This window comes from Paenibacillus sp. MT124 (assembly GCF_058792755.1).
The window spans coordinates 1,775,600-1,802,530 of sequence record NZ_CM179500.1; the positions used below are offsets into that span (position 1 = coordinate 1,775,600).

Sequence of the window (26,931 nt, forward strand, 5' to 3'; positions counted from 1 at the left end):
TTTTGTTTGATATAGGATGCATGAGGTGGAAATAGAAACTTGAAATTGTTCCGATTACATACAGCGATCATTAGAAGTTGCTGCCATCAGAGCAGCAATTTGTTCATCCAATGGGGAATGATGTACTGCCCATTTGGTATGGTTTTTGGTAATATATACAAAGTGTTTGATAAGACTGGAGGTCATACCTAACATGAGAATCGTGGAAAACATCAAAGTATGGGGGGAGCCGCTGGAGAATGCAGTGAGTCAGGCAGTGACGTGTTCACAGCATGGAGATGTGCTTGGCGTTGCACTGATGGCTGACCATCACAAAGGATATTCGCAACCGATCGGAGGTGTTGTCGCTTACCGTAACATGATCAGTCCTTCGGGCGTTGGATACGATATTGCCTGCGGAAACAAGGCGGTTCGTACAAATCTCATGTGGGAGGATATCAAGGAACAGATTGCCGTTATTATGGATGATATCAATGCAAACGTATCGTTCGGCGTGGGTCGCAATAATCCAACTCCGGTTGATCACGAGCTGTTTGATGATGCGAATTGGAAGCTGTTCGATTCGATTGAACCTGGGCTGCAGCACAAATTAAAAACGCTCGCACGCAACCAGCTTGGTACGGTAGGCAGCGGCAATCACTTTGTGGATATTTTCGTAGAGGAATCAACGGGTAAAGTATGGGTTGCGAATCATTTCGGCAGTCGGGGGTTTGGTCATAAAGTCGCGAGCGGTTTCCTCAATCTGGCTGCAGGTCGTGAGTTCAGCGGGAAGGCGCCCGGTGAATCCATGGATCAGCCACCAACGTTGTTTGACTTAAACAGCGAAATAGGCGAGATGTATTGGGACGGAATGACACTCGCAGGCCGGTATGCCTATGCAGGACGAGATTATGTTATAGAACAGGTCCTTGGTATTCTTGGAGCGAGTGCGGAGTACTCGGTGCATAACCATCATAACTTTGCCTGGAAAGAACAGCATATGGGCGAAGACGTGGTCGTCGTCCGCAAGGGAGCCACCCCACTGGCACCCGGACAGCTTGGTTTTGTCGGAGGCAGCATGGGAGATATCTCAGTGATTGTGGAGGGCATCCACAGCGAGGAGAACGCGGAATCCTACCGCAGCACGGTGCATGGGGCTGGACGGATCATGAGTCGTACCCAGGCTGCCGGGAAAATGAACTACAAGCTGCGAACTCGCATGGGCGGCGAGATCAGTGAAGAACAGATGCATGCGGCCATACGTGCGTATGGCGTGGAACTGAGGGGTGCAGGCACGGACGAAAGCCCATTTGTGTATAAAAAGCTGCAGGATGTTCTGAATGCTCATGCAAACACTCTAAAAATCAATCATGTGCTGCGCCCTGTTGGCGTTGCCATGGCTGGTGGCAATGAATTTGATCCATATAAGGACTAGTGAGCTAGGTTCTGTCCGGGAGTCCTTGTTTAATTATGAATGATATGAACTTAATAGAAGAAGGTGAGCACCATGAGAAACTGCGCATTATACAGCTCCCAGTTTGACCTGGATCAGCTGTTTGAACTTATTCAATCCATCTATCCACAGGATAAGATCATACGCAAGGAAGACAAGACACATATTCAGGTTATCCGCAAAAAGTGGCTCAGCAAGAAAACCAAGGGCTTCAATATCATGACCAGTCAGACACATCCTGAAGAATTCGCTTCGATGATGAACGGCATGATGGGGTTCATGAGTCAGATTGAAGGACGTAACCCGGCAGTGCAGGAAAAAGTGCTGATCAAATGCTCGACCCTGAACATGGTCGTTGGTATTGAGACCGAAGAGGATATAACGGAGGAGTTCTTCCAGGAGTTATTGAAGCTTGCTCAAGGGCTGGATGCGGTTATTTTTTGGGGAGGCGGCTCCCTGCTGAATGCACAAGGACAGCTGCTGCTTGACGTGAACGGGGAATCCGAGGTAGAGGATTACCACGTGACAGCAGACACCAGTCTTTTGGACGATGTCAGACCACCGTCCGAGTCAGGCACTCGCCGCAAGGAAAATTCGGAGTCCATTATGGCAGCGCAGGGGATTCCATTCAATGTGCATTTACCCGCAAGGGCTGGAGATGAGCATACAACGATCCGAAGCGTTGAAGAAGTGGCACAACGAGCGGTAGCCTTATGTATCGCAGCACTCAAGGGTGAATGCCTCGGTGCAGGAGAGAGTGCAGAGGACACCACAGCACTTGTTCAGGAGGTCATCGACAAGTACGATGCAGCCTCATTTTTCTCCCCAGCGGAGAAAAGATTTATCGAGCAGCATGGAGCGCAGCAGCAGGAAGTCATCACCTTTTCGTGGGGATACGAGGCTTACCATGTCATGCTGTGGGCGCTTGGTTATGTCGATGAGCTGGGAGCTCCAGTAGATCTATGTAACGTGGGACAAGCCGTAGGTTATTTGCAGCAAAAGGACAGCTTCGAGGACTTCCTCGCGGGTGCATCCCTGCGGAGCAAAAGTGAAATTCTCGATGCGGCCGATCTGATCTACCGTTACAACTGGGTATGTGTGAACAGCCGGATTAATGAGCAAACACCTCCCGCGGGATTGAATGGAGGCGTGGCTTACGAACGCCACCGGGCATTGAATTGGCTGATCTGTTATATGGATCAGGAATGGGACGACGTGCGGACAGATACGTAATAGGCATAGCGGACTTTGATATGTAGGCATGACTTTAAAATCCCCCAGCCAGTAAGAACACTGGCGTGGGGGATTTTTTGTCGTTAGCGTGGTTTATCCGCTATGCCGGCCATATTGCTCCCGAATGAGGACATCAGCCATGATCAGCTTTTTCTCCACATTACTTTCCGGGTTTATAATGCGCCACAACATCTGGTCCACTGCACGTGCACCGATTAATTCCTTGTTCACATTAACCGTGGCAAGCACGGGAATATTGTCGTATGTGTTATCAAAACCGGTGACAACACATTGTTCAGGTACGCTAATCCCCATGCTCTCCAGTGCTTCAATGGTGTAGAGGGCGAAGAAGTCATTGGCACATACAAACACCTCTGGCAAGTTCGCTTCATGGATCACAGAGGTAAATGTTTGCCGGAAATCATCAACCGCAGGACTGCACAATTCAGGTATCTGATTCATTTCTATCCCGTTACCCATAAGCACAGAACTGTAAGCAATCCAACGTTCATAAAAGCTGTGGGCGTCACTGGTGTTTCCAACAAATTGAAAGCTTTTGAAGCCCTTACGAAGGAGATATAGCATAATTTCACGCATGGAAGCAAAGTTATCCGTAAAAATGCTGTCACTGTGGAAGACTGGATCGAGATGATCCACCATAACAACAGGTATTCCCAGACGTTTGATTTCTAGCAAAATGGGTGTCGTTATTGAACCGACTGTAATAATGCCCCGAATGGCATCGGGATTCAGCAGCGTAAATAATTGATCTGTAGAAGGCTCCGTCAGAGTGAGGATGTTAAACCCTTTCTGGTTCAGTCTGGATGATATCCCGTTAAAGATAGGACCCCAATAGACGGATTCCTGGTTCTGATAACGGACATTGGGAAACAGAATGAGAATCGTTCCGCTCCACCGTATGTTTTGAGGGTCGTGAAGTTCATTGCTGTTGTTCATATCGCCAGATAACAGGCTGTTATCTTTGAAATATCCAAGTTTGCCAGCGGCCTTGAGGATGATATCACGTGTCTGGTCGCTCACACCGGATTTACCCGAGAGCGCACGTGAAACCGCAAATTTTGACAGACCCGTAAAATGTGCAATTTCCTGAATTGTTACCTTCGTCTTCATCATACCATCCTTACATTCTTAGTTCTGCCGTATTCTTGACCATGTAGCATGAAACTGATTCCAGTATATCATGATATATTTCCTCTAATCTAATAACGGATACAGAATGAAAAATGTTAGTGGTTCTATCGTTCTAAGTTGGACAAGAAACTGGAATGATGAAGTTTGGTGAGAGAAAAGATCGGAATATGTCACTCGTTATTATCTATTTGTTATTTTTATAAAATAACAAAATTTTAACGATATGGAGATGGTGAAGAAAAGATTAGGGCAGGAAAAACTTTCTAACATGCATGTATCAGCGTTATTATAGGTTATATCAGCATAATATCAGATAAACTAGAAAATGTTAACAATAAAATGTTGACGCTTACATTTTGCTATGTTAAATTTTGTTTGTTCAAACCAAACATTAAAATAACAAATGGTGGTGGTGTGCTGATTTCATTAGGTGAGTGAGTGCTAGCGATTTGACATGACCATTTCAGGCATACACATTCGGGGAGGTTGTAAAAAACATGATTAGAAAATGGAACGTTCTGCCGTTGATGTTACTGGCTGTGATCCTTTTTGTATCCGCTTGCAGTGGAGGTGGTACAGTGCAAAATGGCACAGAGCCAGAGGGGACCGCCAATTCGGGCACGACAACCGAAACCGCCGGAACAGAGACAGAAGGCGGGACAGAAGAGGTGGCAGCAAATGTACCGGATCTCGGTGGACGTGTCATCAAGGTTGCTGCCTGGTGGGATCTGACGCCAGCGGGGGAGACAGCATCGGATAAGGCCCGTCTCGATAAGATTGCTGAAGTCGAAAAAAAATATAACGTGAAAATCGAGTTTGTCAATGTCCCATTCGAAGAATACATGAATAAATTCACCACGACTGCGCTGGCTGGCGAGCCATTCGCAGACATCGTCCAGATGGAATACAAGTCCGCTCTTCCCGCCATCCTCAAAGGGCAGCTGCTGCCGATCTCCGAATTCACCACAGCCGAGAACAACATCAATCAGGAAGCTAACCTGATTACCAAATATCCGGCCATCGCCGGTGATTACTACTCATTCGATAATCCAATCAGCATTGGTCTGGGACTTCACTATAACCGTGACCTGTTCAAAAAAATGTCGCTGCCTGATCCACAGGAGCTCTATAACCAGGGTGAGTGGAATTGGGACAAATTCATGGAACTGGCCAAACAGGCAACGAAAGATACGGATAACGACGGCAAAATTGACGTATACGGATTCTCCGGCTGGCCGATTGACGTGCTTCGTCACTTTACCGCTGCCAATGGCGGCACGATCGTAGATGACGAAAATGCAAAAGAAGGATTGTCCGATCCCAAAACCATTGAGGCAGCCGAATTCGTTAAACGCCTGTATAACGTGGAGAATGTCGTGAAGGTTAAGACGGGCGACAAAACCAACTGGGAGGAAAGCAATACATTCAAGGATGGAGACGTTGCCTTATTTACTGCCGCTGAATGGCAGCTGGGCGATATCACCTTTGCCGCTGGTGTAGTTCCCATTCCGAACGGACCTCAGGGCAGCAAGGATATAACCTACGCCAATAACGCAGCCTCAGCGAAATTCATTCCTAAAGGTGTAGAGGATCCTAAGATTGTCTACCAGATTTATGAAGAGACCTATGATATCCCGCAGATTGAAGAGTATCCGGGTCAGGATTACCTGGAGAGCCGGTATACCGACGAGAAGGATATTGCCATGATTCGTGAGCATATTGCCGGTACGGGACGTATCCTGCTTGATGATGCCTACGCAGGGTATCCCATCGGAGATTATGTGAACGACATCATCAAAAACAACGCGTCCGTTACAGCGACAGCTGAGAAATATAAGGCTCAGGCACAAGCTGCAGTTGATAAACTTGGCAAGCAATAACACCAGCAAGTGATTCAGAGTGGGGTTTCCGGTGCCTGTAATCATGCACGAAACCCCGTTTTTCTGAATTCCAACCAGGGTGTTGCTGGCATCAGCCTTGATGAGGAGGACTCGTAGAATGGCTGGAATTCTACAACGAAACCGATGGATCCTGCCTACTGTACTCGTAGCGGCTGCAGCCGGCATTTTGCTGTATTTCACTTCCGGTACGGATGTGGAGAGTGCAGATGTCCCGCCTGGCAGTCTGCCAGCTATTGAGGTCGATGCAATCTTGCAGCAGACCAGGCAGAAGAAGGGATACGAACAATATGTAATCCAAGCAGGTGAAGCATTGCGGCCAGAGGTGGATATCACCATTGAAGTGGGGGACTACATACGAGCTGAGGGTGAAGAGGTCCGCAAACTGATCGATTATGAAGGCAAGGAAGGGGTGTCCTTGTATACCGGTGAGACAGGAGAGGTTGATTGGATTGTCGATGTGCCGGAAACCGGAATGTACAATCTCTCGGCAGTTTATTTTCCTGTAGAAGGTAAAAGTTCCGCTATTGAGCGTGCACTCTATATTGACGGTGAACTTCCATTTTCGGAAGCGGCCTATTTGCAATTTGACCGGGTATGGGGCAGTGAGAAAGAAACCGCTGAGCAGGATAATCAGGGAAATGATCTTCGTCCGAAACAAGTGGAGAAACCACGCTGGATGGAAGAGACGTTCCAGGATTCAGATGGATACGAGCAGGCACCATTCAAGTTTTTTCTCGAAAAAGGGGAACACACCCTAACGCTGAAATCCACGCGTGAACCGATGGTCATACGATCCTTGCGGCTCTTCAACGAGAAGAATGTCCTTCCTTATGCGGAAACCGCAGGGGCACAGCAGACGGATTCTTCCGGACAGCCAAAAGATGTACTCATTCGGATTGAAGGAGAAGCGGCGATTGCCAAATCCTCACCAACGTTGTACCCGACCAGCGAAAGATCAAGTTCAGCGGTATCCCCGTATAGTGCTTCCCAGGTGCGCGTCAATACGATTGGTGGCTACAACTGGCGTCTTCCGGGACAGTGGATTGAGTGGGAGGTCGATGTGCCGGAGAGTGGACTTTATCATATCGGCTTGACTGCACAGCAGAATTTCGTCAAAGGCATCTATTCCACGCGCAAACTGACCATTGATGGTGAGGTCCCCTTTGCCGAGATGGCAAAAGCACCTTTCCGCTACCAAAGCGACTATCGCGTGGATGTGATGGGCGGGAAGGAACCGTACAAGTTTCAGCTGGAAAAAGGCAAACATGTCATACGGCTGGAGAACAGCCTGGGTGACTTCGCACCGCTCATCCGCAATGTAGAGGATAGTCTGTATAACCTGAACTCTATGTACCGGCGAATTCTGATGATCACAGGCACCAAGCCGGATGAATTCCGGGATTACCGGGTGGAGAAGCAAATTCCGAACCTGCTGGAGGTATTTGCCGGGGAGAGTAAACGACTCAAGGACGTGGCAGCGCAGCTTCGACTTCTATCTGGCCAGTCCAGTGATCAGGAAGCGTTGATCAAGACGATGGCACAGCAGCTGGACGAGATGATTGACAAGCCGGATACCATACCAAGACGGCTTGCAGCTTACAAAACGAATACGGGTGGTCTCGGAACATGGGTGCAGCAGGCACGGGAGCAGCCGCTTGAAATTGATGCCCTGTATGTCGCGTCCATCGACAGCAGTATCCCTCATAAAGGGATGGGAGCGCTGGCGAAGGTCGGTCATGAAGCGAAGACATTCTATCATTCATTCTTTATTGACTATAACCAAATCGGCAATGTTGCCACTTCGGAAGACCAGCGTACGGTAACGGTTTGGATCGGCAGTGGACGTGACCAGGCCAATACGATGAAGGCAATGATTGATGAGACCTTTACACCGGATAGCGGCATTAATGTCAATCTGAAGCTGGTCAACATGGGGACGTTATTGCCAGCTACGTTGTCCGGTGAAGGACCGGATGTAGCGATGCAGATCGGCAATGACCTGCCGGTAAACTTTGCTATGAGGAACTCGGCAGTGGATCTGACCAAGTTCGCTGACTATAGCTCGGTGGAACAGGAGTTCAGGGAAAGTGCCATTATCCCCTACGTATATGATTCAGGTGTGTATGCCCTGCCGGAAACACAGACTTTTAATATGCTATTTTACCGAAAAGATGTGCTTGCAGAACTGGGACTTGAAGTCCCTCAAACGTGGGAAGACGTCGAGAGCCTGCTGGCTATTCTGAGCAAAAACCATATGGAATTCGGCATGCCGGTTGTGACTCAGGCCAATATGCAGGGTGTCAACATTCCGCCCAACTCGCAGTACGCAACCATGCTTCTACAGAATGGAGGATCCTTCTACCGCAACGATGGCAAGGAATCCGATCTGGACTCCCGTATCGGGATCGAGACATTCAAGCAGTGGACAGAGTTCTATACCGATTACAAGCTGGAGCGGGAATATGACTTTGCGAACCGCTTCAGAACAGGGCAGATGCCGATCGGCTTGACGGATTACACGATGTATAATCAGCTATCCGTATTTGCACCGGAGATTCGCGGACTATGGGGCTTCGTTCCTGTCCCGGGTACGGTACAGGCAGATGGAACATTGAATCGCGATGTGCCAGGCGGAGGCAGCGCAGTCATGATGCTGGAGAGCGCCGAGGATAAGGAAGCCGCGTGGGAGTTCATGAAATGGTGGACCAGCACACCGGTACAGGCTGAATTCGGCCGTGAGATGGAAGGACTGATGGGCGCTGCTGCGCGTTATCCAACGGCCAACATCAAGGCGCTTGATTCATTGCCGTGGCCAGCTGAGGATTATGCCAATCTTAAGGCACAATTCGAAACGGTGAAGGGCATTCCCGAAGTGCCAGGCGGTTATTTTACCGGACGCCATCTGTTCAATGCCTTTTACAAAACGGTGGTTGGTCAAGTGGAAGCCAGAGAATCCATCATGGACTACACCCAGTATATTCAGGACGAGATTCGGATCAAACGTAATGAATTTGGTCTTCCGTAAGCAGAGGGAGGGTTAACAGTGTCACAAATATCACTCCGAGACGGTCAACACAGTCCTCCTGAGAAGGCTTCAAGGATGGGCATGAAATCATGGTGGAGCTGGAAGCTCCAGGAGATGAAGGCCAGCAAGCATTCCTATGTCCTGCTGGCTCCCTACATGATTCTGTTCACCATGTTTACCGTGATCCCGGTTGTTATCTCAATCATACTCAGCTTTACCTATTTCAACATGCTGGAGTTTCCGCGTTTTATTGGCTGGCAGAACTACACTCGGTTGTTTTTGGAGGATGACGTATTCCTGATCGCCATCAAGAATACGCTGCTGTTTGCCATTATTACCGGACCCATCAGTTATATTGCCTGCTTCGTGTTTGCCTGGATCATTAATGAATTGACGCCCAAATGGAGGGCATTCATGACATTGATCTTTTACGCGCCCTCCATTTCCGGAAATGTCTACTTTATCTGGTTGATGATCTTCTCGGGCGATCGCTACGGTATTGCCAATGGATTATTGATCCGATGGGGCTTCCTGCTGGAACCGATCCAGTGGCTGAAGACGGAGGCTTACATCATGCCTATTCTTATCCTCGTGCAGCTGTGGCTGAGCTTGGGTACGGGGTTTCTGGCATTCATCGCCGGGTTGCAGACGGTTGACCGGACGTTATATGAAGCAGGTGCGGTAGACGGGGTCAAAAATCGCTGGCAGGAGCTCTGGTATATTACTTTGCCTTCCATGCGGCCGCAGCTGATGTTCGGTGCAGTCATTCAACTCACCACCTCGTTTGCCGTGGCGGATGTCTCCATCGCACTGGCTGGGTTTCCAAGCGTGAACTATGCGGCAGAGACGGTGGTCACTCACCTGATCGACTTTGGTACAACACGGTTTGAGATGGGTTATGCTTCGGCGATTGCAACCGTACTTTTCATGATTATGGTAGGCACTAACCTGTTGGTACAGAAATTGCTGCGAAGGGTGGGAGAATAGCTATGGCTGCAATTGCGACAGGCAAAAAGCGGGTGAATCGCTCGTTATCCGGCAGTCTCTCCCTGTTTGCCCTTCTGCTCGTATTTGGTGCCTTCATGGTACTGCCGCTGATCTATGCGATCAACAATGCCTTCAAACCGCTGGATGAGATTTTTACCTTTCCACCGACGTTGTTTGTCAAAAATCCAACGTTCAGCAATTTTACGGATTTGCTGAATCTGCTGAGCGACTCGTGGGTGCCCTTCTCACGATATATATTCAATACCGTATTTATCACGGGCATCGGTATTGTGGGTCATGTGCTCTTGGCTTCTGCAGCGGCCTATCCACTTGCCAAGCATAAATTTCCGGGCAAAGTGTTCATGTTCCAGGTGGTTGTGCTATCGCTCATGTTCACACCTGCTGTAACGGCCATTCCCAATTATATGATCATGTCCTGGCTCGGCTGGATCGACACGTATTGGGCCGTTATTATTCCGGCATTCGCCTATTCACTTGGTCTGTATCTGATGAAGCAGTTCATGGAGCAGATTCCGGATGCATTGCTGGAAGCGGCGAAGATTGATGGTGCGAGTGAATACCGGATCTTCTGGTCGATTGTGATGCCAAATGTGAAGCCCGCCTGGCTGACCTTGATCATCCTGCTGTTCCAGATGTTATGGGGCAGTGACGGCAATGGCTACATTTACAGCGAGCAGCTCAAGACACTGCACTACGCAGCAGGCCAGATCATTCAAGGCGGAATATCCCGGGCAGGAGCAGGTGCTGCGGTGGCACTTATTCTGATGAGTGTGCCGATTACACTGTTTATTTTCTCGCAGAGCCGCATTATTGAGACGATGGCGAGCTCGGGCATGAAGGATTGAGGGGGAGCGATATGGCACGCACAGTGAAAAGATGGCTTGTTCTCCTGGCGGCAGTATCCCTGCTGCTGGCGAATGCGGTGCCTGCGGCAGCTTCTTCGGCGCCGTATGAGAGTTATAACTACAACTCCTGGAGAGAAGCCGTTCCTTCCCCGGATGCCTATCTGCCCAAGCGAACCATCTCGGGCAGCGATTTGGGCATCGGGGAGTTCAAGGATCCCGGTGATGTGAATGTATCTCCATCCGGTCAGATCTATATTTTGGATAGCGGCAACAGCCGGATTGTTATATTGGATGCAGAGTATAAGCTTCTTCGGGTCATGGACGGGTTCACGGGAGAAGGCAGCAAGGAAACATTTAATGCTCCCGGTGGACTGTTTGTGGATGAAGAAGAGCGAATCTATGTCGCAGATACAGGGAACAGTCGGGTCGTGATCCTGGATGCAGAGGGACAATTGGATCATATGATCAAGGCGCCCGAGTCGGATGTTCTGGCGACGAATTTTCAATTCCAGCCGCTGAAGTTGACGGTTGACCATGAGGGCCGGGTTTATGTAGTAGCTCAAGGCGTTTACGAAGGAATTATGCAGTTTGACGAGACGGGGAAGTTCATCGGATACGTCGGCACCAATAAGGTGGAGCGGGACTACGGCGAATATATCTGGCGCATGTTCTCCACCAAGGCCCAGCGGGCACAGATGGTCCTGTTTGTACCGACCGAGTTTTCGAGCGTGGATATCGACCATAAAGGGTTTGTCTACGCAACCAATATCGATCCTGGTTCGAATGAGCCGATCAAACGACTCAATCCGTCCGGAGAAGATGTGCTGAAGCGGTTTGGTTATTTTGACGTCAAGGGGGATATCCGGTTCCGCAACAATACGGGGCCATCCAAGCTTATTGATGTGAAAGTGCTGGGCAACGGCATGTACAGTGTGCTGGACGCGACACAGAATCGGGTGTTCACTTACGACGATGAGGGTCATCTGCTCTACATCTATGGTGGCAAAGGAAATCAGGTGGGCACCCTCAAAACACCCGTTGCCATTGAGCAATCCGGCGATCACCAGCTGGTTCTTGACCGGGGGAAGAGCAACCTGGTGGTCTATGAGCCGACTCGGTTTGGAACCAACGTGAATGTGGCGGTTGCCCTTCATTATCAGGGTGAGGATACGGAAGCTGTGCATATTTGGCAAGAAGTACTGAAGCTGAACGCCAATTATGATATTGCCTATATCGGTATCGGCAAATCCTTGCTCATGGAGAAGAAAAATAAGGAGGCTCTCGGCTACTTCGAGCTTGGGATGGACCGCAAGAGTTATTCGGTGGCGTTCAAAAGGTACCGGCGGGAGATGATGAAGGAACATTTCGGCACGTTCCTGACCGCAGGTATGGTACTGATTTTCATTCTGATCCTGGCCCGGGTGGCGGTTAAATGGAAACGGAGGAGGCAGATTGACCGTGAAGCAGGATTACATTAAGTTTCCGCTGCATCTCATTTTTCACCCTATCGATGCATACTGGGACCTCAAGTCGGATAACCGGGGACGGATGCTTGTTGCCTTTTTGGCACTCGCGCTCACCATCATCATGATGACTTTGCAAAAGCAATACGCGGGATTTCTCGTCAATTTTACGGATCCTCGCACCATCAACAGTATTGTGGAGATCGCGACGGTTGCGGTGCCGTTCTTCCTATGGTGCATTGCCAATTGGTCGGTGACGACGCTGATGGAAGGGGAAGGCAAGTTCAGGGAAATCTTTCTCGCGACAGGATACTCGCTCATACCGGTTATTCTGATCTATGCCCCAATGATCGTCATCAGCCGGTTCATGGTGCAGGAGGAAACTGCTTTTTATTACCTGTTTAACAGCATCGCATTCTTCTGGTTTCTGCTGCTCCTGTTCATTGGCACGATGACGGTGCACCAATATACGGTGTTCAAAACGATCATTACGATGCTGCTGACGCTCATTGTGATGGGGATTATCGTTTTCCTAGGAGCGCTCGTGTTCAGTATGCTGCAGCAATTATATGAATTCGGTTATAACATATACCGCGAGTTGATTTTTCGGACCTAAAGGAGGCGGCATCCGTGATCAAAAGGCAACGATTATATACGGTGCTGGCCAGTGGCACAGCTGTAATTCTGATGGCAGCCGGACTGCTGTATATCAACAACAGGGGAGTACCCGCTGTAGAAGTAGCGGCTTATCTGGAAGCAACAACGGAGGCAATACCTGCCGAAACGGATTCACTGAAGTATCTTACGGATACCTCACAGGGAGTGCCAGGCATGCAGTTGGTCGCTGAGGATCAGGGCTTGGCACTTTATTATAACGAGGAGACAACCGAGATCGCCGTGCGTGACGGAGCTAGCGGAGAGATCTGGTACAGCAATCCGAAAGGACGCACGCAAGATGGTCTGGCTTCGGCTTATGAGAAAGAAGTCCTGTCGTCCCAACTAAACATCTCCTTCCGGGATGCGATAGGTACACTGGAGAACTTTCCGAATTTCAGCACCAGTATTACCAACAAACAATTTGTTGCTGCCAATGTGGATGGGGGAATCCGGATTACCTACACACTTGGAGATACCTCGCTCGGTATCGATGCATTGCCGAGATTGATTAGCAAACAGCGCCTGGAGGAGAAGGTTCTTTCGAAACTGGATGCTACCGCCGCAAGGTATGCTTCTGCCCGTTACTATCCAACCAAGGACAACCCGGATGTTCTGGAAAGGCTGGATGGACAGATCTCGAAGCAGCTTGTCCTGAACAAGATGCTGGATGCTTTTGAGACAGCGGGTTACACGGCAGACGATCTTGCTTATGACAATCAGGAAAATGGGGTTGAAGGTGGCGGGGCATCGGATAAGCCCAGCTTCGTCATCCCGGTGGAATATCGATTGGATCAAGGCTCGCTGGTGGTGACCGTACCTCTGAGTCAAGTGGAAGAGAGTGGTCAATATCGTATTCGTAACATGGATTTGCTCGCTTACTTCGGTGCAGCGGATACCAAGGGCGAAGGGTACATGTTCGTGCCGGACGGGTCAGGCAGCTTGATCCATCTGAATAACGGAAAGGTCAAGGAAGAGCAGTATGTACAGCGTGTATACGGTGCAGATCCCAACGACAATTCGCTCACTCGGCCCCAGGTCAGCGAATCAGCACATATGCCTGTATTTGGCCTGAAGAACGGGGAGCATGCCTGGTTTGCCGTGATTGAAAAAGGAGACGGAATGGCCAGCATCTCTGCCGATATCGGAGGCAGGCAGAACAGCTACAACCATGTACATGCGACCTTCTCCCTGCGTGGGGAGGATGAACTGGAGATGTATACCTCGCAGAACATGCAGGAGATTCAACTGCTGAGTGAAGAGCCTTTTCGCGGAGATATCCAGGTCCGATATCATTTCCTGTATGGAGAAGATGCCAGTTATTCCGGTATGGCTCGCCTATATCAGCAGCAGTTGGTGGATAGGGGTGTGCTGAAGCCGCTGGAAGAACAGACGGAGCTGCCGTTCTATGTGAGTGTACTCGGTGCAGTCGACCAAAAGGCCTCATTTCTGGGTGTGCCTTATCGGACCACACTAGCCATGACGACGTATGAACAGGCTGCCGACATGGCAGCAAAGTTACAGCAGGAAGGTGTGAGCCTTGTACAGATGCGGTATCAGGGCTGGTTCGGTGGCGGGTTCAGCCACCATACACCGACCCAAGTGAAGCTGGATCGTGAAGTAGGCAGTCGCTCTGAGCTGCAGGAGCTGTCTGCCCGATTGCAGCAGTCAGGGGGAACTCTATTCCCTGATGTGGCATTCCAGCGGATCTATCATGATGACTGGCGTTTTGCGCCGTCTTCTGATGCGGCCCGGTTTGTAACCAAGGAGACCGCGGAATTGTATCCTTACAGTCCTGCTCTCAACCGAATGGATCAGAGCAAGGACAGCTATTATCTGCTCTCGGCTGCGAAGCTTCCTTATGTGGTTGGCGAATTTGCCGAGAACATTACCAAACTGGAATTCAGCGGATTGTCACTCCGTGATCTCGGGCAGGTTCTAGCTTCCGATTATCGGGATAGCCGTGTCATTCACCGCGAGACGGCCAAGAGCATTGTGAAGGAGCAGCTTGGCAAGCTGCAGCAGGAATATCCGAGCATGATGTTATCATCGGCTAATGCCTATGCATGGGGATATGCGGAGCATGTAGTAGATGTGCCTCAAGGCTCCAGTTGGTTCAACATTACCGATGAGGAAGTTCCTTTTTATGAAATGGTCATTCATGGTTATATGAACTACGCCGCATCTCCCATGAATACAACAGGAGATCAGGATCTGCGCAAGCAGCTGCTGCGAAGTCTTGAGCTTGGTGCAGCTCCGCATTTCCAATGGACTCATGAACCATCATCCAGGCTGAAGTTAACGAATTATGATTCGGCATATGCTACCGCGTACAAAGACTGGATTGATGATGCGGTTGTTCTGTACAAGGAAGCAAATGAGGTGTTGAAAGGGTTGGGGAATCAGCAGATGACCGGGCATGAACGAATTCAGGAAGGCGTGGTCCGGGTCACGTACAGCGGCGGTACGACTATCCTTGTAAACTACACTGATGATCGGGTAACTGTAGACGGAGTGTCGGTTGGCAAAATGGACTATGCCGTGGAAGGAGTGAGCCAATGAGAACCCTGCGTTTATCATTGAAATCACGGAGAGCACTGCTCGGTCTTGCGTTTATCTCACCGTGGCTGCTTGGTTTCATCTTCCTTTTTGCCACGCCGCTCCTGCAATCGATTCGGTTCAGCTTCAGCAACTTGTCAGTGGCTCCAGGAGGATACGTTCTTGAATTTGTCGGACTGAAAAATTTTAAGGATGCACTTCTCGTGGATGCTACCTTTAACCGGATCCTGATTGACTCGGTTGGGGCCATGCTGCTGAATGTGCCCATGATATTGTTTTTCAGCCTATTTACGGCTACCTTACTCAATCAGAAGTTCAAGGGCAGAACCATGGCTCGGGCGATCTTCTTCCTGCCCGTTATTCTGGCCTCCAGTGCGGTAGCGGCAGCCGAATCTGCAGGTCTGATCAATCTGATGGGCGACGCCAGCGCCGTTGAATCGACGGCTGATGGAGGAGCTTCGTTTAACGTGGTTTCCATCGTTCGGATGCTGGCTGATGTTGGACTGCCGCTGGCCTATGTGGATTACATCGTAGAAGCCATCATGCGAATTTACGAGATCATTAGCCGCTCAGGCGTTCAGATTCTGATCTTTCTCGCCGCCCTGCAGTCCGTACCCGGTTCCATGTATGAAGTAGCCAAAATCGAAGGGGCAACGGCCTATGAATCATTCTGGAAAATTACATTTCCAATGGTCAGTCCGCTGATATTGACAAATGTCATTTATACGATTATTGATTCATTTGCCGGAAGTCCAGTTACACAAGCCATCTACCAAACGGCATTTAAGACCCAGAATTTTGGCCTGAGCTCGGCGATGTCCTGGCTGTATACGCTGGTGATCGGCCTTGTGCTGCTCGTTGTCGGCTGGGTATTGTCACGGCGGGTTCATTACAACTGACGGATCATGTAAAAGGAGGGCTACTAGACTATGGCTGTGTCGGGAACGGATCGCATGGTGGTGGTTCCGAAGCAGAATTATCAACTGCAGCGAGTTCGAAATAAAACATCGGACCTCCTTTATTCCATATTCAGATATGCATTGATCATCGGCATTTCATTTATTATTCTGTATCCGTTATTTCTTAAAATCTCGGTTGCGTTCAAGGATAAACAGGATATCTATAATCCAACTATCTATATGATTCCCCAGCATTTCACGCTGGACAATATCAGGCTGGCCGCACAGGTAATGGATTACCTGCCCTTGCTCGCGAACACCTTGCTGTTTGTTACCATAACGACGCTTTTGACGGCAATATCTTGTGCACTTGCCGGATATGGATTTGCCCGCTTTACTTTTCCAGGAAGCAATGTCCTCTTTGTGCTGGTGATTCTCACCATTCTGGTGCCGACAAGCACGTTGATGGTGCCGATGTATCTGCATTTCCGCAGCTTCGACTTTCTGGGCATCATCCAGCTATTTACGGGCAGGGAGGGGGTCAATCTGTTAAACACCTATTGGCCTTCCATGATTACTGCAGCGACGGCCGGTGGGCTGAAGGCAGGGCTGTTCATTTATATTTTCCGACAGTTCTTCAAGGGTATGCCCAAAGAGATCGAAGAAGCTGCGCTGATCGATGGCGCGGGCGGATTCCGTACATTTGCCCGAATCATGCTGCCCAATGCCATTTCACCACTGATCACGGTCATCCTGTTTTCTTTTGTGTGGCAGTACAATGATACGTTTTATTCGGCTTTGTTCATGAGTGAAAGTCCATTAATCTCACTCAAGGTCGCTTCCTTACCGGCTCAGGCCAATCAGTTGATTCCTCAACTGATGGGTTTTGGTTCGAGTTCCGGCATGAAGGCTGACCCGAACTATGTCGCCATGATCGTGGATACCGGCATTTTGCTGGCGATTGCGCCGCTGATTATTTTGTATCTGTTTGTACAGCGTTATTTCGTGGAAAGTATTGAGCGTTCTGGCGTTGTTGGTTAAGAGGGTTTGGCGTAGTCATATAGGATACGTAATTCGGTTGATTTTGATATTTGGGTCGCTATGTACCCTGCCTTGGAATGGGGGATGTTCAATGACGGAACAAAAGATAAGCAGTACCTTGGTGAATCAAGATGCGACTTCCGAGGCCAGGGAATTGATGAGGTACTTGGTCAAGAGTTACGGGTCGGCAGTACTTTCGGGACAGCAGGAATACAGCAACCTGAACTGGATTAATGAGAATACGGGACGGAAACCAGCTGTGATTGGGTTTGATCTGATGGAATACTCACCTTCAAGAAAAGAGCGCGGGGCGACCTCCGAGGAAATACGAGATATGATTGCATGGCATCAGCAAGGCGGGATCGTGACCTTGTGTTGGCACTGGAATGCACCGTCCCAGCTGATTGATGAACCCGGCAAAGAGTGGTGGCGGGGATTTTATACGGAGGCCACAACGTTCGATCTCGCCTCCGCGCTGGCTCACCCCGAATCGGATGAGTATGCCTTGTTGATCCGGGATATCGATGTGATCGCCGGGCATCTGCAAGAGCTTAAGGATGTAGGCGTACCTGTGTTATTCCGCCCACTTCATGAAGCTGAAGGAGGGTGGTTCTGGTGGGGAGCGAAAGGGCCTGAGCCTGCCAAACAGTTGTATCGTCTGCTGTATGATCGATTGGTCAACCAACATGAGCTGGGCAATCTCATCTGGGTGTGGAACTCGGAACATCCGGAATGGTATCCGGGCGATGATGTCGTGGATATTGTGAGCGTGGATGTATATCCGAAAGCAGGGGACCATGATCCACTTGCAGAACGGTACGAGAACTTGCGAAATTTGGTGAGTGACAGCAAATTGATAGCACTCGCGGAGAACGGCTCCATTCCTGATCCACAGCAGATGGAGGAGCAGGGCATTCATTGGAGCTGGTTCTGTACCTGGACAGGTGAATTCCTGAGGGGTGGCCAGCATAATACTGTGGATTTCTTAAAAGAAGTGTACAACAGCGACTATGTCATAACTCTGGATCAGTTGCCTGAGTGGAGTTGGAAATAGTCGTTCAAGGCGTTCAGCGTATCGTGAACCTAAAAAGCGCTAGCATGGCATAAGAAATTATGCGGATGCCAGCGCTTTTTTATCGTGATTTTTATGGGGGCTGGATAAGAATCAAATGTAAGGATTACTCGCTGAGCTGGATATCAGAGCATTGATCTTCGGAAATAAAGTCTCATTGGAAGTGAACAGGACGTAAGATTGATGGGTTGTGCGGATTAGGATGGTTTCAGAAGCGCCATACGCTGCGCCGATTCGAATGGCTGAAGGCTCACTTCCACCATAGGTATCCTCAAGGGTAACGGATTGGATATCTGTAATCGGAATTCTAATTTTAGAAAACTGCCAGCGAATGATCAGTTGATCTTCTTCCTGCTCTACTTTTACACCTAGCATCATATGTCCTCCTCCTAATCAGTGATAAGTTAAGGCGAACCACCTTTATACCAGTTTATCATTAAGTGGTTAATATTTCCTTAATAATAACGAATAATGCTAAATACACCACTTGAAGCCAGACCGAATTGATTTACAACAGTTATTTCCATCATTCTTCACATGATGTACACTATGACTAATAAATGTAAGGAACAGAAAGGCCTGAATCGCTATGAGAGAAGAAGTGGTCGTATCGGAATATGACCCAAGATGGGTTGAGGATTATCACGAAGAACGTAATAAAATCATGAATGTGCTGACAGAGATCTGCGTGGATTTTGAACATATTGGGAGTACGTCTGTGCCGGGGCTGGGCGCGAAACCACTAATCGATATGATGGCAGCAGTACATGAGTTGAACGATGTGAAGACAGTACATATGGAAGCATTGGGAGAACTGGGATACGAGTATGTGCCCAAGCCGGATTTTCCGGAGCGTTTGTTTTTCCGAAAAGGACAATGGAGAGCAGGTACGCATCATCTTCATGTCTACAAGTACAGGAGCGTGGAATGGAAGGATAACTTGCTGTTTCGCAATGCTCTCAGGAGAGACTCCGAAGTTATGGAAGAGTATTACGCGTTGAAGAAAAAGCTGGAACAGCAGTTCAGACATGACCGTGTGGGATACACTGCAGCTAAGGCTTCTTTTATTCAATCCGTCATCCAGAAGGCCAGGCTGTACGAGGATAGACGATGCTAGTATCTTTATAAAAGAGTGTGTACTTATATCGCTGACGAAGGCGTGATCTGTATGACAGACCTGAACGCATATCAGATTTCTTCCCAACTATGCGTTATTCGGATGATAAGCCGTATCGTAAGCAGGTTTATACCAAAGATGAAATCCTGCAGGTCATTCAGAACTATGGATGGCCTCAGGAATGGAACCGGAATGGTGAATGGGGCCCGGAACGTTATATCGAAGTTCAGGTGTGGGATGAGCTGATCATTCAACCGTACCAAGGCGTTTAAGGTGCACCCTCAACATAAGAATCCCCAATACACCAGATACATCCACTGGACACATCGGTTTCCGATGTGCCGTGAATGTATTGACCATATATCTGGCATAGACATCGACGTTATTCTGCTACCTTAACCCGAATCAGCAATCCAAACAGCCCCAACACGGCGAACGCGATAAATGCTGTCGTATTGGAGAATGCATCAATCGTGTAACCCGCAATGGAAGAGCCAAAGAACTGTCCCGCACCCAGTGCAAGAAAGGCAAGGCTGATCCCGATCGACGTATTTGGGCGGAATAGTCTGGTCGCCCACACGATAAACACGCTGGTCAGGAAGATGTAGGTGCTTCCGAACAAGACGGCAGACGTCAGACTGGCAGTCATGGATGGCAGAATAATAACACCAAGGGAAACAGCGAGCAGCAGGATACCGACATGATAGGAACGCCCGATTCCGATTCGTTCGATAATTCGGCCAGCACATCCACCCAAAATCCCCAAAATCCCCATCACAATCCAGAACAATACGGCTTCCGAATCGGAGGCCCCTTTTTCGTCCGTCAGGAAGCTTCGCGCGAACGTCCAATAGATCGCAGAACTAAAGCCTGTCAATAGGGAAGCCATAAGCAGAGCTACACCAGGTCTGGTTGGTTTCATGCATGCCCAGAGTGATTTGGTGCAAGGTTCAGTTTTGCGTGGCGAAAGAACGCGTCTGTTCCACAGCAGAACCAAAACACCAAGAACAGCGAAGAAAATATAGGACCAGCGCCAGTATTCACTGAACAATAGATAAATTGGGCCGGAAACAATAATGCCGAAGCCTGTTCCCGTGTTAATCCAGCTGTTACCTCGTGCCTGCTGCTCAGGCTGAAGTTCCGCATAGACGGTGTTACCCAAGGCAGGAGAAGCCAGGCCTGTACTCAGTCCGGCGAGAAATACGGCTATGGTTAGGACCAAGGCATTTGGAGAAAGGGCGATGCCAAGTAAACCAATTATGGCGCTTATGCCGGCCATATGAATAACCTGGTAATGTCCGATGCGATTAATAATCAAAGGTGCAATGATCAAAGAGAGACAATAGGCAATGTAAGTAGCTGAATTGATTGCACCCGACTGGGTATCATCCAACTGCAGCGATTGCGAAATTTCCGGCATAAACAGACCATAACTGAATCTCCCGAACGCATAACATACCGAAATAAGTGCGATTCCGGGAAAAATAATTCTTTTCAACATATCCACCGCCTTTTTAGATAGAACGATCATTATATTTCTGCTGAAATAAAAAAAGTGAGTTGAACTATAACTCACCCGGTGTGGGACAACTTGAAACTGTTTCGAGTCATGTCAAGCAGTTCCCGGCAGACAATACTTACATCTTGAGTCTCAGCGAGCGCGGTGGAGCCCTCCAAGAGTAGGGAAAATCGGATCATATCCCGATCCGTAATGGACGCATCTAATTTTTTTATCAGGGTCATCACATGTTTTTTGTGCGCATGCACAGCTTGAACAATCACATGTTCCGGATCGCCGCCAAACTCTTCCTTGGCACGCAAAAACATACAACCCCGGGACTCGTGCTCCATCAGCCAGCGAGCATGCCCTTCGGCTAGATTCAGAAACAGGGGCTGCGCCTTGTTATCTGCATATTGTCTCAGCTGTTCCAGATATCGCAGTTCTCTCCGAAGAAGAACTTCCACGATGAGGTCATCCTTGGAATCAAAGTGATTATATAAGGTCATGATGGCAATATCTGCATCCGTGATAATCCGCTTCAGGCCAATGGAGTGAAATCCATGTTGATAGAATAAATCTTCTGCCACGTTCAACAGCATTTCCTTTTTGCTGCTCATAGCTGCAATCTCTCCCTTTAGGATCAGATAGAACGATCATTATACCCCAAATTATAACAATTCAATTCGGTTGTCAAATTCTGTGAACCATTTCAATCTCCATTCCATGCAGCGCGTCTACCCACTCTGGGGGACATCCATCGTCGGTAATAACCATAGAGATCTGATCCAAGGGTGCAATCTGCGCAAAGGTGGAGCGTCCAAATTTGGTGTTGTCCGCTACAAGAATGGATTCCTCCGCACGTTCCATCATCTTACGGGAGATCTGGGCTTCCTCCAGCATATAATCTGTGATGCCGTCCGTTAACGATATTCCGCCGGCAGAGATGAAGGCTTTATTGACTTTGAATTGATTCAACAATTCATGAGCCAGATGACCTGTCGAGGCTTGTACCGCTGGATTGATATCGCCTCCGGCAAAAATGATCTTACCTGCGAAATTCTCCAGAGCACAGGCAAGAATGGGCACAGAGTTGGTAATCACCGTGATCTGCGACCGATTTTTCAGTTGGCGCATGATTTCAAGCGTAGTTGTCCCGTTGTCCAACATTACGGTTTCCCCATCCTCAATCAGGGATGCTGCAGCAGCGCCGATACGTTGTTTTTCAGTCAGTTGCTGTAATGAACGCTTCTGAAAAGAGGCTTCAATCATTCCTGAGCGTACACGAACTGCACCGCCATAGACTTTACGCAATTCACCTTCCTTTTCAAGCCGGTCTAAATCGCGCCGGATGGTCTCCGTTGATACCTGAAAGTGGTCAGCCAGCAGCTGCACCTGAACTTTTCCCTGGGTGGCCAATTGAGCTAGAATGGTCTGTCTGCGTTCTTCATAGGTTAACGACATAACTTGCCCTCCCGTATTCCATTTCGTACTTTTTTCTATTCTACGTTAATTTTTATACTTCTAGCTATAGTGTGCTTATTTCATGACCGGAATAAATGTATTGACAGGATGAAGAGGTGGGGATAAGATCGGAACAAACAAACAACATAAAACCACACGAAACCACAACAGTGTGATGTATGTACATAACGAACTATTAGGGGGAATCAATATGAGACGTCAGCTTGCATTTCAAGCGGATGAAACGTTCAAAATTGTTCAGTTTACGGATCTGCATTGGAAAGATAGTCGGCCTGAAGACTTGCGTACCCGTCAATTGATGAAAACGGTCATCGAAACAGAGCAGCCTAACCTGGTCGTATTTACGGGAGATGTAATCTACACAGGCCCCGTTGATCCAGGGAAAAAGGCGTGCGAGCATCCAGAACAGGCCTTCCGCGAAGCCGTATCTGTTGTGGAGGAATGTGGGATTCCGTGGGCATTTGTGTACGGTAACCATGATACCGAAAATCGGATTACACCGGCGGGTCTGATGGAAGTCATTCAGGAACATCACCATACGGTAACGGAACCGGGTCCCGGCCAAATTGCAGGGCTGGGCAATTACACACTCGAGATTGCAGGAGCGGATGGCACTCCGGCAGCCGTGTTGTATTTTCTTGATTCGGGAAGCTATTCGTCGTTCCCGGAGATCCCCGGTTATGGCTGGGTTCAGCCCAATCAGATCCAGTGGCTGATGTCTGAATCAACACGCGTAAATCCCGGCCGCAGCCGCGGGGAGAAGCTTCCAGCCTTGGCGTTTTTCCATATCCCGATTCCGGAATATCAAGTGATGTGGGACACTCAGACATGTTACGGCAGCAAGCACGAACCCGTCTGTGCTGCACAAGTCAACTCGGGTCTGTTCTCGGCGCTGCTGGAGATGGGAGATGTGATGGGTACGTTCTGCGGACATGATCACGTGAATGATTTTCACGGCGAACTTCACGGCATTCGTCTCTGTTACGGGCGCTCGAGCGGGCACAATACGTATGGAAGAGAAGGTATGCTGCGCGGAGGAAGGGTCATTCAGCTGCAGGCAGGTCAGCGCAGCTTCGATACTTGGATTCGTCTCGAAGACGGATCACTCGTCATGGAACAGCCGGAACATCAACCTGAGAGCACTTCAGCGAAATAGAGTTCAATAGAGCAAGGCGATTAGAGAGGAATTAATAACGTATGATTTTACCAATATTTCTGGTGCTCGCATCCGGAATGGCTCATGCCGTCTGGAGCATGTTCACCAAACGAAGTTTGAATAAGAGTGTGTTTCTGTGGTCCATTATGATGATTCCTACCGTCATCCTGCTGCCTGTACTCATTGTGGAGTTGGTACGTGAACCCTTAACCATGCCAGCTTATGCCCTGTTGGTTTTGTCTATGGCTCTGCAGGCGTTATATTCCTGGCTGTTATCTCAAACCTACGAGCTTGGAGACTTGTCTCAGATTTATCCCATTATGCGGGGAACGAGTACCTTGCTGGTGCCTCTGATTGGTGTCTTTTTTCTGGGAGAAACCCTGTCTTCATTCGGATGGATCGGGATTGCCTGCATGCTCGGTGGATTTCTGGTACTTAGCGGGGTAGGAGGCAAAAATGCCAAGCAGGGTTCACGGGAACAGGGATTGAAGCCGGTACTGATGGCTTTATGCGTGGGACTATGCACGACCAGTTATGTATTTGTGGACAAATTGAACCTGCAGCATATCTCGCCCTTGTCGCTGCTTGAGGTGACGAACATCGGATTTGTTGCGGGACTGACACCGGCGCTTCTGGCTTCCCGGCAATTACGCCAGGAATGGAAAGTGAACCGATCCACCATTATGCTTGGGGCACTATTGAACCCAGGTTCGTACCTGTTATTCCTGTTTGCTTTGGAGCAGGCTCCCATGGCGAGATTGGGTCCTTTGCGTGAAGTGGGAACGGTATTTGCGGCGTTCCTCGGCATTTTATTGTTAAAAGAGCAGCAGGGGAAAAAGCGGATTCTCTGCTCCATCGTCATTTTCGGTGGAATCCTGCTGATCGGCATGTGGGGATGAACCCAATTCCGGATCATGGATACATGGTGTAAGTCCTTGCTGCTGTTCCGCGCTTCTGAAGCTTACAAATAAATCTTTCAAATCCCCTCAGTGGAGACATACCTTAAGGAGCATCTGTCCAAGATGATCTTCCAGGTATGGACTGAGGGGATTTGTCTATTTTATCGAAGGTACTTAAGCATGGTATATTGGAGTCAGACGATTTCAAAGAGGTAGAGTCATAGATAGGACCTAAAGAGCAAAGAAGTAAGGAGAGGATCAGGTGCTGCTTGAGGAGAGATTCATCCAGTCCATTAAGGCACATGAGAAATTAATGCATGATTTGCGGCAGGTTCGGAGCCTGGAGCTGCCTCAGTGTTACATCGGTGCGGGGTATATTCGTAATTACATTTGGGATCTTCTCCATGGATATACTCGGCGCGAACTGCACAGCGATATTGATGTGGTATACTTCGATCCCGAAGACCTGAATGAAGGGCGCGATGTACAACTGGAGCTGCAGCTGCGGGAGGCGACAGGCAATCCCAAGTGGTCCGTGAAAAACCAGGCGAGAATGCATCTGCGCAATGGCACAGTGCCCTATCAGTCTACAGAAGATGCCCTGCGATACTGGCCTGAGATCGTAACCGCCATAGGCGTTCAGCTGGATGAACAGGACCAGATTGGGTTCTGTGCCCCGCATGGATTAGATGACCTGTATGCATTAACTGTTCGCCGTAGTCCATTATACGAGAATGTCATGGAGTACAATCGGCGTGTAGAGAAGAAGCACTGGCAGGAGCAATGGCCGAAGCTCACAATTGTGAAGGGATGAGTTTCAGAGGTCGTAATGGACCTTTCAGCGAAACTGCTAACATTCAATCCATGGAGCTTGGTAGCAGATTTGGGTCGTAACGAACATTCATATCATTTGTTTATTTGGCATACAACAGCCTGGTTATGGGATCCGTAGAGAGCGAGCGGTGCAGGTTTAAGAAGGAGTGTTACCCGGTTAATGAAAAAGTTTATTCAAGATAAAGGCCTGATCATTGATCTTATTCTGGTGGCCTGTTTTATCGTTTTTCTGATATTCTGGGGCCGAAATTTCGCGGTGATGTTGTTTGGACTGCTTACGGTGGCTTTTATCATACTTCGACGGATTGACTACCAGAAGCACGTGGTGCTTAAGCGCATTTTGTTGACAGTGTTCGGTATTGGCGCGGTTTCCTTTGTCATTATTGAAGCACTGGTATTTACACAGCTGAATGCGAATGATCCGGAGCAGGCGGATTATGTCATTATCCTGGGGTCAGGCATCAAAGGCACAGAGTTATCACTGACGCTGAAGCAGCGGCTGGATGCCAGTCTGGACTATATCCGCAACCATCCGCAGACGCCGGTTATTGTATCCGGAGGCCAGGGGCCAGGGGAGTCGATCCCTGAAGCACTCGCCATGAAAAACTATCTTGTGGACCAGGGAATTACGCCAGCCCAGGTTATTATGGAAGACAAGTCAACCAGCACGCAGGAGAATATGGCCTTTTCCAAAAAAATCATAGACGAAGCGGGGCTGGAGCACCCCGAGATCATGATTGTCACCAGTGACTACCATATGTTCCGCTCCAAGTACTTGGCTGCCAAAAATGGCTACGCTGCCGAATACGGCATTTCGGCCCCGTCTCCGGGATACCTGAAACCGATCAACATGATCCGTGAGTATTTTGCGGTGGTCAAGGCTTTTATGTAGAGTTAATCTTCTCTATTCACATTTAAAAGTTTCACGAGGTTCTGAATCTCAGAACATATATGTGCAAAAAGCAGTTGAGCAGAATGGATTCCGGCTTGACTGCTTTTTGTCGTTGTTCAAGTGAATTCAAGGATACTCAGCCAAATCATGTTATAATATACGTCATTAATAGAAGAACGATGTAGGAGTGAATGACGATTACCACTTATATGTTACCTGCTCTCTATGAGCAAAAGAAGATTTCAAGAAATGAAATGGAAGAAATTGTACGCCTGCTTGCACAAGCACCTTTATTATATGATGACGGCTTGAGCATCCGGGTTGAGAATTTCACGGAAGGCTTGGACATGGAAGTCAAGCATGAAGTTCGGCCTGCTCTAATGGAACTGTATGATCTGGCTGTTAAGGCCTGTCGCCAGTTCCCTGATCCGGCTGCCTATGAGCAACTTCAGGATGCCCTGGGATTACAGGCAGAACTGTGGCAGGAAGACGTGCTTGATCTTGCCTCGTGGATGGCCTGGCTGAAGCAGGTTGGGGAAGGACAGAGAGCCCTGCCGGAGTATGATTTTGCAAGCATGCTTGGGACACTGCCTGAAGGATTCATGATTCATGATTTCTATGATGAACTCCGTTATCAGCTGGAGCAGAATCCGTCAAACACCTGGGCTATTCAAGAGCGGGATCGGCTTTATGCAGCCATGGGTGCCAGATAACATCGAACGAAACGTGCAGTAACCGTGTTTATCCATATATGAGGGATTGTCTT

The 26,931-nt window shown here is 48.8% G+C and carries 24 protein-coding genes; 19 read left to right on the forward strand and 5 right to left on the reverse strand.

The genetic code is table 11. From position 1 onward, the window contains the following. Positions 1-193 precede the first annotated feature (193 nt). Both AC3RCI_RS08355 and AC3RCI_RS08360 read left to right on the forward strand, forming a co-directional pair. The gene (locus AC3RCI_RS08355; protein WP_492528583.1) at positions 194-1,414 is read left to right on the forward strand and encodes an RtcB family protein; all 1,221 of its coding nucleotides are present in this window, start codon (positions 194-196) and stop codon (positions 1,412-1,414) included. Between the two features lie 72 nt (positions 1,415-1,486). Continuing rightward, a complete protein-coding gene (locus AC3RCI_RS08360) occupies positions 1,487-2,665 on the forward strand; it encodes a DUF4272 domain-containing protein (protein ID WP_492528585.1) in 1,179 nt (392 codons plus the stop codon). 93 nt (positions 2,666-2,758) lie between these two features. On the opposite strand, the gene AC3RCI_RS08365 is transcribed toward AC3RCI_RS08360, so the two are convergent. Beyond that, a complete protein-coding gene (locus AC3RCI_RS08365) occupies positions 2,759-3,799 on the reverse strand; it encodes a LacI family DNA-binding transcriptional regulator (protein ID WP_416297902.1) in 1,041 nt (346 codons plus the stop codon). A gap of 515 nt (positions 3,800-4,314) precedes the next feature. Between AC3RCI_RS08365 and AC3RCI_RS08370 the strand changes: the two genes are divergently transcribed. The 10 genes from AC3RCI_RS08370 (at position 4,315) to AC3RCI_RS08415 (ending at position 18,266) form a co-directional block, all read left to right on the forward strand. After that, positions 4,315-5,697: an ABC transporter substrate-binding protein gene (locus AC3RCI_RS08370; protein WP_492528587.1), complete on the forward strand. Its 1,383-nt coding sequence runs from the start codon at positions 4,315-4,317 to the stop codon at positions 5,695-5,697. A 118-nt stretch (positions 5,698-5,815) separates the two neighbouring features. After that, positions 5,816-8,743, forward strand: coding sequence for an extracellular solute-binding protein (locus AC3RCI_RS08375; RefSeq protein WP_492528589.1), 2,928 nt, complete (start codon positions 5,816-5,818; stop codon positions 8,741-8,743). A 75-nt stretch (positions 8,744-8,818) separates the two neighbouring features. Continuing rightward, on the forward strand, positions 8,819-9,730 hold the full coding sequence (locus tag AC3RCI_RS08380) for a carbohydrate ABC transporter permease (protein ID WP_095288390.1): 912 nt from the start codon (positions 8,819-8,821) through the stop codon (positions 9,728-9,730). A 2-nt stretch (positions 9,731-9,732) separates the two neighbouring features. After that, on the forward strand, positions 9,733-10,596 hold the full coding sequence (locus AC3RCI_RS08385; RefSeq protein ID WP_017689719.1) for a carbohydrate ABC transporter permease: 864 nt from the start codon (positions 9,733-9,735) through the stop codon (positions 10,594-10,596). A gap of 11 nt (positions 10,597-10,607) precedes the next feature. Next, the gene (locus AC3RCI_RS08390) at positions 10,608-12,074 is read left to right on the forward strand and encodes an NHL repeat-containing protein (RefSeq protein ID WP_492528591.1); all 1,467 of its coding nucleotides are present in this window, start codon (positions 10,608-10,610) and stop codon (positions 12,072-12,074) included. Beyond that, positions 12,055-12,675, forward strand: coding sequence for a YIP1 family protein (locus tag AC3RCI_RS08395; protein WP_095359181.1), 621 nt, complete (start codon positions 12,055-12,057; stop codon positions 12,673-12,675). The genes AC3RCI_RS08390 and AC3RCI_RS08395 overlap by 20 nt, the downstream gene beginning before the upstream one ends. Before the next feature lie 14 nt (positions 12,676-12,689). Continuing rightward, the gene (locus AC3RCI_RS08400) at positions 12,690-15,275 is read left to right on the forward strand and encodes a DUF5696 domain-containing protein (RefSeq protein ID WP_492528593.1); all 2,586 of its coding nucleotides are present in this window, start codon (positions 12,690-12,692) and stop codon (positions 15,273-15,275) included. Next, the gene (locus AC3RCI_RS08405; protein ID WP_492528595.1) at positions 15,272-16,171 is read left to right on the forward strand and encodes a carbohydrate ABC transporter permease; all 900 of its coding nucleotides are present in this window, start codon (positions 15,272-15,274) and stop codon (positions 16,169-16,171) included. The genes AC3RCI_RS08400 and AC3RCI_RS08405 overlap by 4 nt, the downstream gene beginning before the upstream one ends. Positions 16,172-16,201: 30 nt before the next feature. Further along, on the forward strand, positions 16,202-17,212 hold the full coding sequence (locus AC3RCI_RS08410; RefSeq protein WP_127539294.1) for a carbohydrate ABC transporter permease: 1,011 nt from the start codon (positions 16,202-16,204) through the stop codon (positions 17,210-17,212). Between the two features lie 91 nt (positions 17,213-17,303). Then, on the forward strand, positions 17,304-18,266 hold the full coding sequence (locus tag AC3RCI_RS08415) for a glycosyl hydrolase (protein WP_492528597.1): 963 nt from the start codon (positions 17,304-17,306) through the stop codon (positions 18,264-18,266). A 111-nt stretch (positions 18,267-18,377) separates the two neighbouring features. Here the strand turns inward: AC3RCI_RS08415 and AC3RCI_RS08420 are convergent, their stop codons facing one another. Then, entirely contained in the window at positions 18,378-18,662 is a 285-nt protein-coding gene (locus AC3RCI_RS08420) for a SunI/YnzG family protein (RefSeq protein ID WP_492528599.1), read from the reverse strand. A gap of 211 nt (positions 18,663-18,873) precedes the next feature. On the opposite strand from AC3RCI_RS08420, the gene AC3RCI_RS08425 reads away from it, so the two are divergent. Both AC3RCI_RS08425 and AC3RCI_RS08430 read left to right on the forward strand, forming a co-directional pair. Further along, positions 18,874-19,401, forward strand: a complete 528-nt coding sequence (locus AC3RCI_RS08425) for a GrpB family protein (RefSeq protein WP_492528601.1) — start codon at positions 18,874-18,876, stop codon at positions 19,399-19,401. A gap of 89 nt (positions 19,402-19,490) precedes the next feature. Beyond that, a complete protein-coding gene (locus tag AC3RCI_RS08430; RefSeq protein ID WP_492528603.1) occupies positions 19,491-19,673 on the forward strand; it encodes a hypothetical protein in 183 nt (60 codons plus the stop codon). 110 nt (positions 19,674-19,783) lie between these two features. On the opposite strand, the gene AC3RCI_RS08435 is transcribed toward AC3RCI_RS08430, so the two are convergent. The 3 genes from AC3RCI_RS08435 to AC3RCI_RS08445 all read right to left on the reverse strand — a co-directional run bounded on the left by AC3RCI_RS08435 (position 19,784) and on the right by AC3RCI_RS08445 (position 22,363). Beyond that, positions 19,784-20,902 (reverse strand): MFS transporter, encoded by a 1,119-nt coding sequence (locus tag AC3RCI_RS08435; RefSeq protein WP_492528605.1) that lies wholly within the window; start codon positions 20,900-20,902, stop codon positions 19,784-19,786. A gap of 71 nt (positions 20,903-20,973) precedes the next feature. Beyond that, positions 20,974-21,519: a TetR/AcrR family transcriptional regulator gene (locus AC3RCI_RS08440; RefSeq protein ID WP_492472742.1), complete on the reverse strand. Its 546-nt coding sequence runs from the start codon at positions 21,517-21,519 to the stop codon at positions 20,974-20,976. A 73-nt stretch (positions 21,520-21,592) separates the two neighbouring features. Next, positions 21,593-22,363, reverse strand: a complete 771-nt coding sequence (locus AC3RCI_RS08445) for a DeoR/GlpR family DNA-binding transcription regulator (RefSeq protein WP_336779309.1) — start codon at positions 22,361-22,363, stop codon at positions 21,593-21,595. Positions 22,364-22,574: 211 nt separating this feature from the next. Between AC3RCI_RS08445 and AC3RCI_RS08450 the strand changes: the two genes are divergently transcribed. The 5 genes from AC3RCI_RS08450 to AC3RCI_RS08470 all read left to right on the forward strand — a co-directional run bounded on the left by AC3RCI_RS08450 (position 22,575) and on the right by AC3RCI_RS08470 (position 26,878). Then, a complete protein-coding gene (locus AC3RCI_RS08450; RefSeq protein ID WP_492528607.1) occupies positions 22,575-23,540 on the forward strand; it encodes a metallophosphoesterase family protein in 966 nt (321 codons plus the stop codon). Between the two features lie 41 nt (positions 23,541-23,581). Further along, positions 23,582-24,439, forward strand: coding sequence for a DMT family transporter (locus tag AC3RCI_RS08455; RefSeq protein WP_336779311.1), 858 nt, complete (start codon positions 23,582-23,584; stop codon positions 24,437-24,439). Between the two features lie 262 nt (positions 24,440-24,701). Beyond that, positions 24,702-25,253: a nucleotidyltransferase family protein gene (locus AC3RCI_RS08460; RefSeq protein ID WP_336779312.1), complete on the forward strand. Its 552-nt coding sequence runs from the start codon at positions 24,702-24,704 to the stop codon at positions 25,251-25,253. 180 nt (positions 25,254-25,433) lie between these two features. Next, positions 25,434-26,165, forward strand: coding sequence for a YdcF family protein (locus AC3RCI_RS08465; protein WP_492528609.1), 732 nt, complete (start codon positions 25,434-25,436; stop codon positions 26,163-26,165). A 191-nt stretch (positions 26,166-26,356) separates the two neighbouring features. Continuing rightward, positions 26,357-26,878 (forward strand): hypothetical protein, encoded by a 522-nt coding sequence (locus AC3RCI_RS08470; protein WP_492528611.1) that lies wholly within the window; start codon positions 26,357-26,359, stop codon positions 26,876-26,878. The last annotated feature ends 53 nt before the right edge of the window (positions 26,879-26,931 follow it).

Bases quoted from the DNA above. Each gene is read 5' to 3' on its own strand.
- AC3RCI_RS08355 (WP_492528583.1), top strand. From the start codon at position 194: ATGAGAATCGTGGAAAACATCAAAGTATGGGGGGAGCCGCTGGAGAAT.
- AC3RCI_RS08360 (WP_492528585.1), top strand. From the start codon at position 1,487: ATGAGAAACTGCGCATTATACAGCTCCCAGTTTGACCTGGATCAGCTG.
- AC3RCI_RS08365 (WP_416297902.1), bottom strand. From the start codon at position 3,799: ATGATGAAGACGAAGGTAACAATTCAGGAAATTGCACATTTTACGGGT.
- AC3RCI_RS08370 (WP_492528587.1), top strand. From the start codon at position 4,315: ATGATTAGAAAATGGAACGTTCTGCCGTTGATGTTACTGGCTGTGATC.
- AC3RCI_RS08375 (WP_492528589.1), top strand. From the start codon at position 5,816: ATGGCTGGAATTCTACAACGAAACCGATGGATCCTGCCTACTGTACTC.
- AC3RCI_RS08380 (WP_095288390.1), top strand. From the start codon at position 8,819: ATGGGCATGAAATCATGGTGGAGCTGGAAGCTCCAGGAGATGAAGGCC.
- AC3RCI_RS08385 (WP_017689719.1), top strand. From the start codon at position 9,733: ATGGCTGCAATTGCGACAGGCAAAAAGCGGGTGAATCGCTCGTTATCC.
- AC3RCI_RS08390 (WP_492528591.1), top strand. From the start codon at position 10,608: ATGGCACGCACAGTGAAAAGATGGCTTGTTCTCCTGGCGGCAGTATCC.
- AC3RCI_RS08405 (WP_492528595.1), top strand. From the start codon at position 15,272: ATGAGAACCCTGCGTTTATCATTGAAATCACGGAGAGCACTGCTCGGT.
- AC3RCI_RS08410 (WP_127539294.1), top strand. From the start codon at position 16,202: ATGGCTGTGTCGGGAACGGATCGCATGGTGGTGGTTCCGAAGCAGAAT.
- AC3RCI_RS08415 (WP_492528597.1), top strand. From the start codon at position 17,304: ATGACGGAACAAAAGATAAGCAGTACCTTGGTGAATCAAGATGCGACT.
- AC3RCI_RS08420 (WP_492528599.1), bottom strand. From the start codon at position 18,662: ATGATGCTAGGTGTAAAAGTAGAGCAGGAAGAAGATCAACTGATCATT.
- AC3RCI_RS08425 (WP_492528601.1), top strand. From the start codon at position 18,874: ATGAGAGAAGAAGTGGTCGTATCGGAATATGACCCAAGATGGGTTGAG.
- AC3RCI_RS08430 (WP_492528603.1), top strand. From the start codon at position 19,491: ATGCGTTATTCGGATGATAAGCCGTATCGTAAGCAGGTTTATACCAAA.
- AC3RCI_RS08435 (WP_492528605.1), bottom strand. From the start codon at position 20,902: ATGTTGAAAAGAATTATTTTTCCCGGAATCGCACTTATTTCGGTATGT.
- AC3RCI_RS08440 (WP_492472742.1), bottom strand. From the start codon at position 21,519: ATGAGCAGCAAAAAGGAAATGCTGTTGAACGTGGCAGAAGATTTATTC.
- AC3RCI_RS08445 (WP_336779309.1), bottom strand. From the start codon at position 22,363: ATGTCGTTAACCTATGAAGAACGCAGACAGACCATTCTAGCTCAATTG.
- AC3RCI_RS08450 (WP_492528607.1), top strand. From the start codon at position 22,575: ATGAGACGTCAGCTTGCATTTCAAGCGGATGAAACGTTCAAAATTGTT.
- AC3RCI_RS08455 (WP_336779311.1), top strand. From the start codon at position 23,582: ATGATTTTACCAATATTTCTGGTGCTCGCATCCGGAATGGCTCATGCC.
- AC3RCI_RS08465 (WP_492528609.1), top strand. From the start codon at position 25,434: ATGAAAAAGTTTATTCAAGATAAAGGCCTGATCATTGATCTTATTCTG.
- AC3RCI_RS08470 (WP_492528611.1), top strand. From the start codon at position 26,357: ATGACGATTACCACTTATATGTTACCTGCTCTCTATGAGCAAAAGAAG.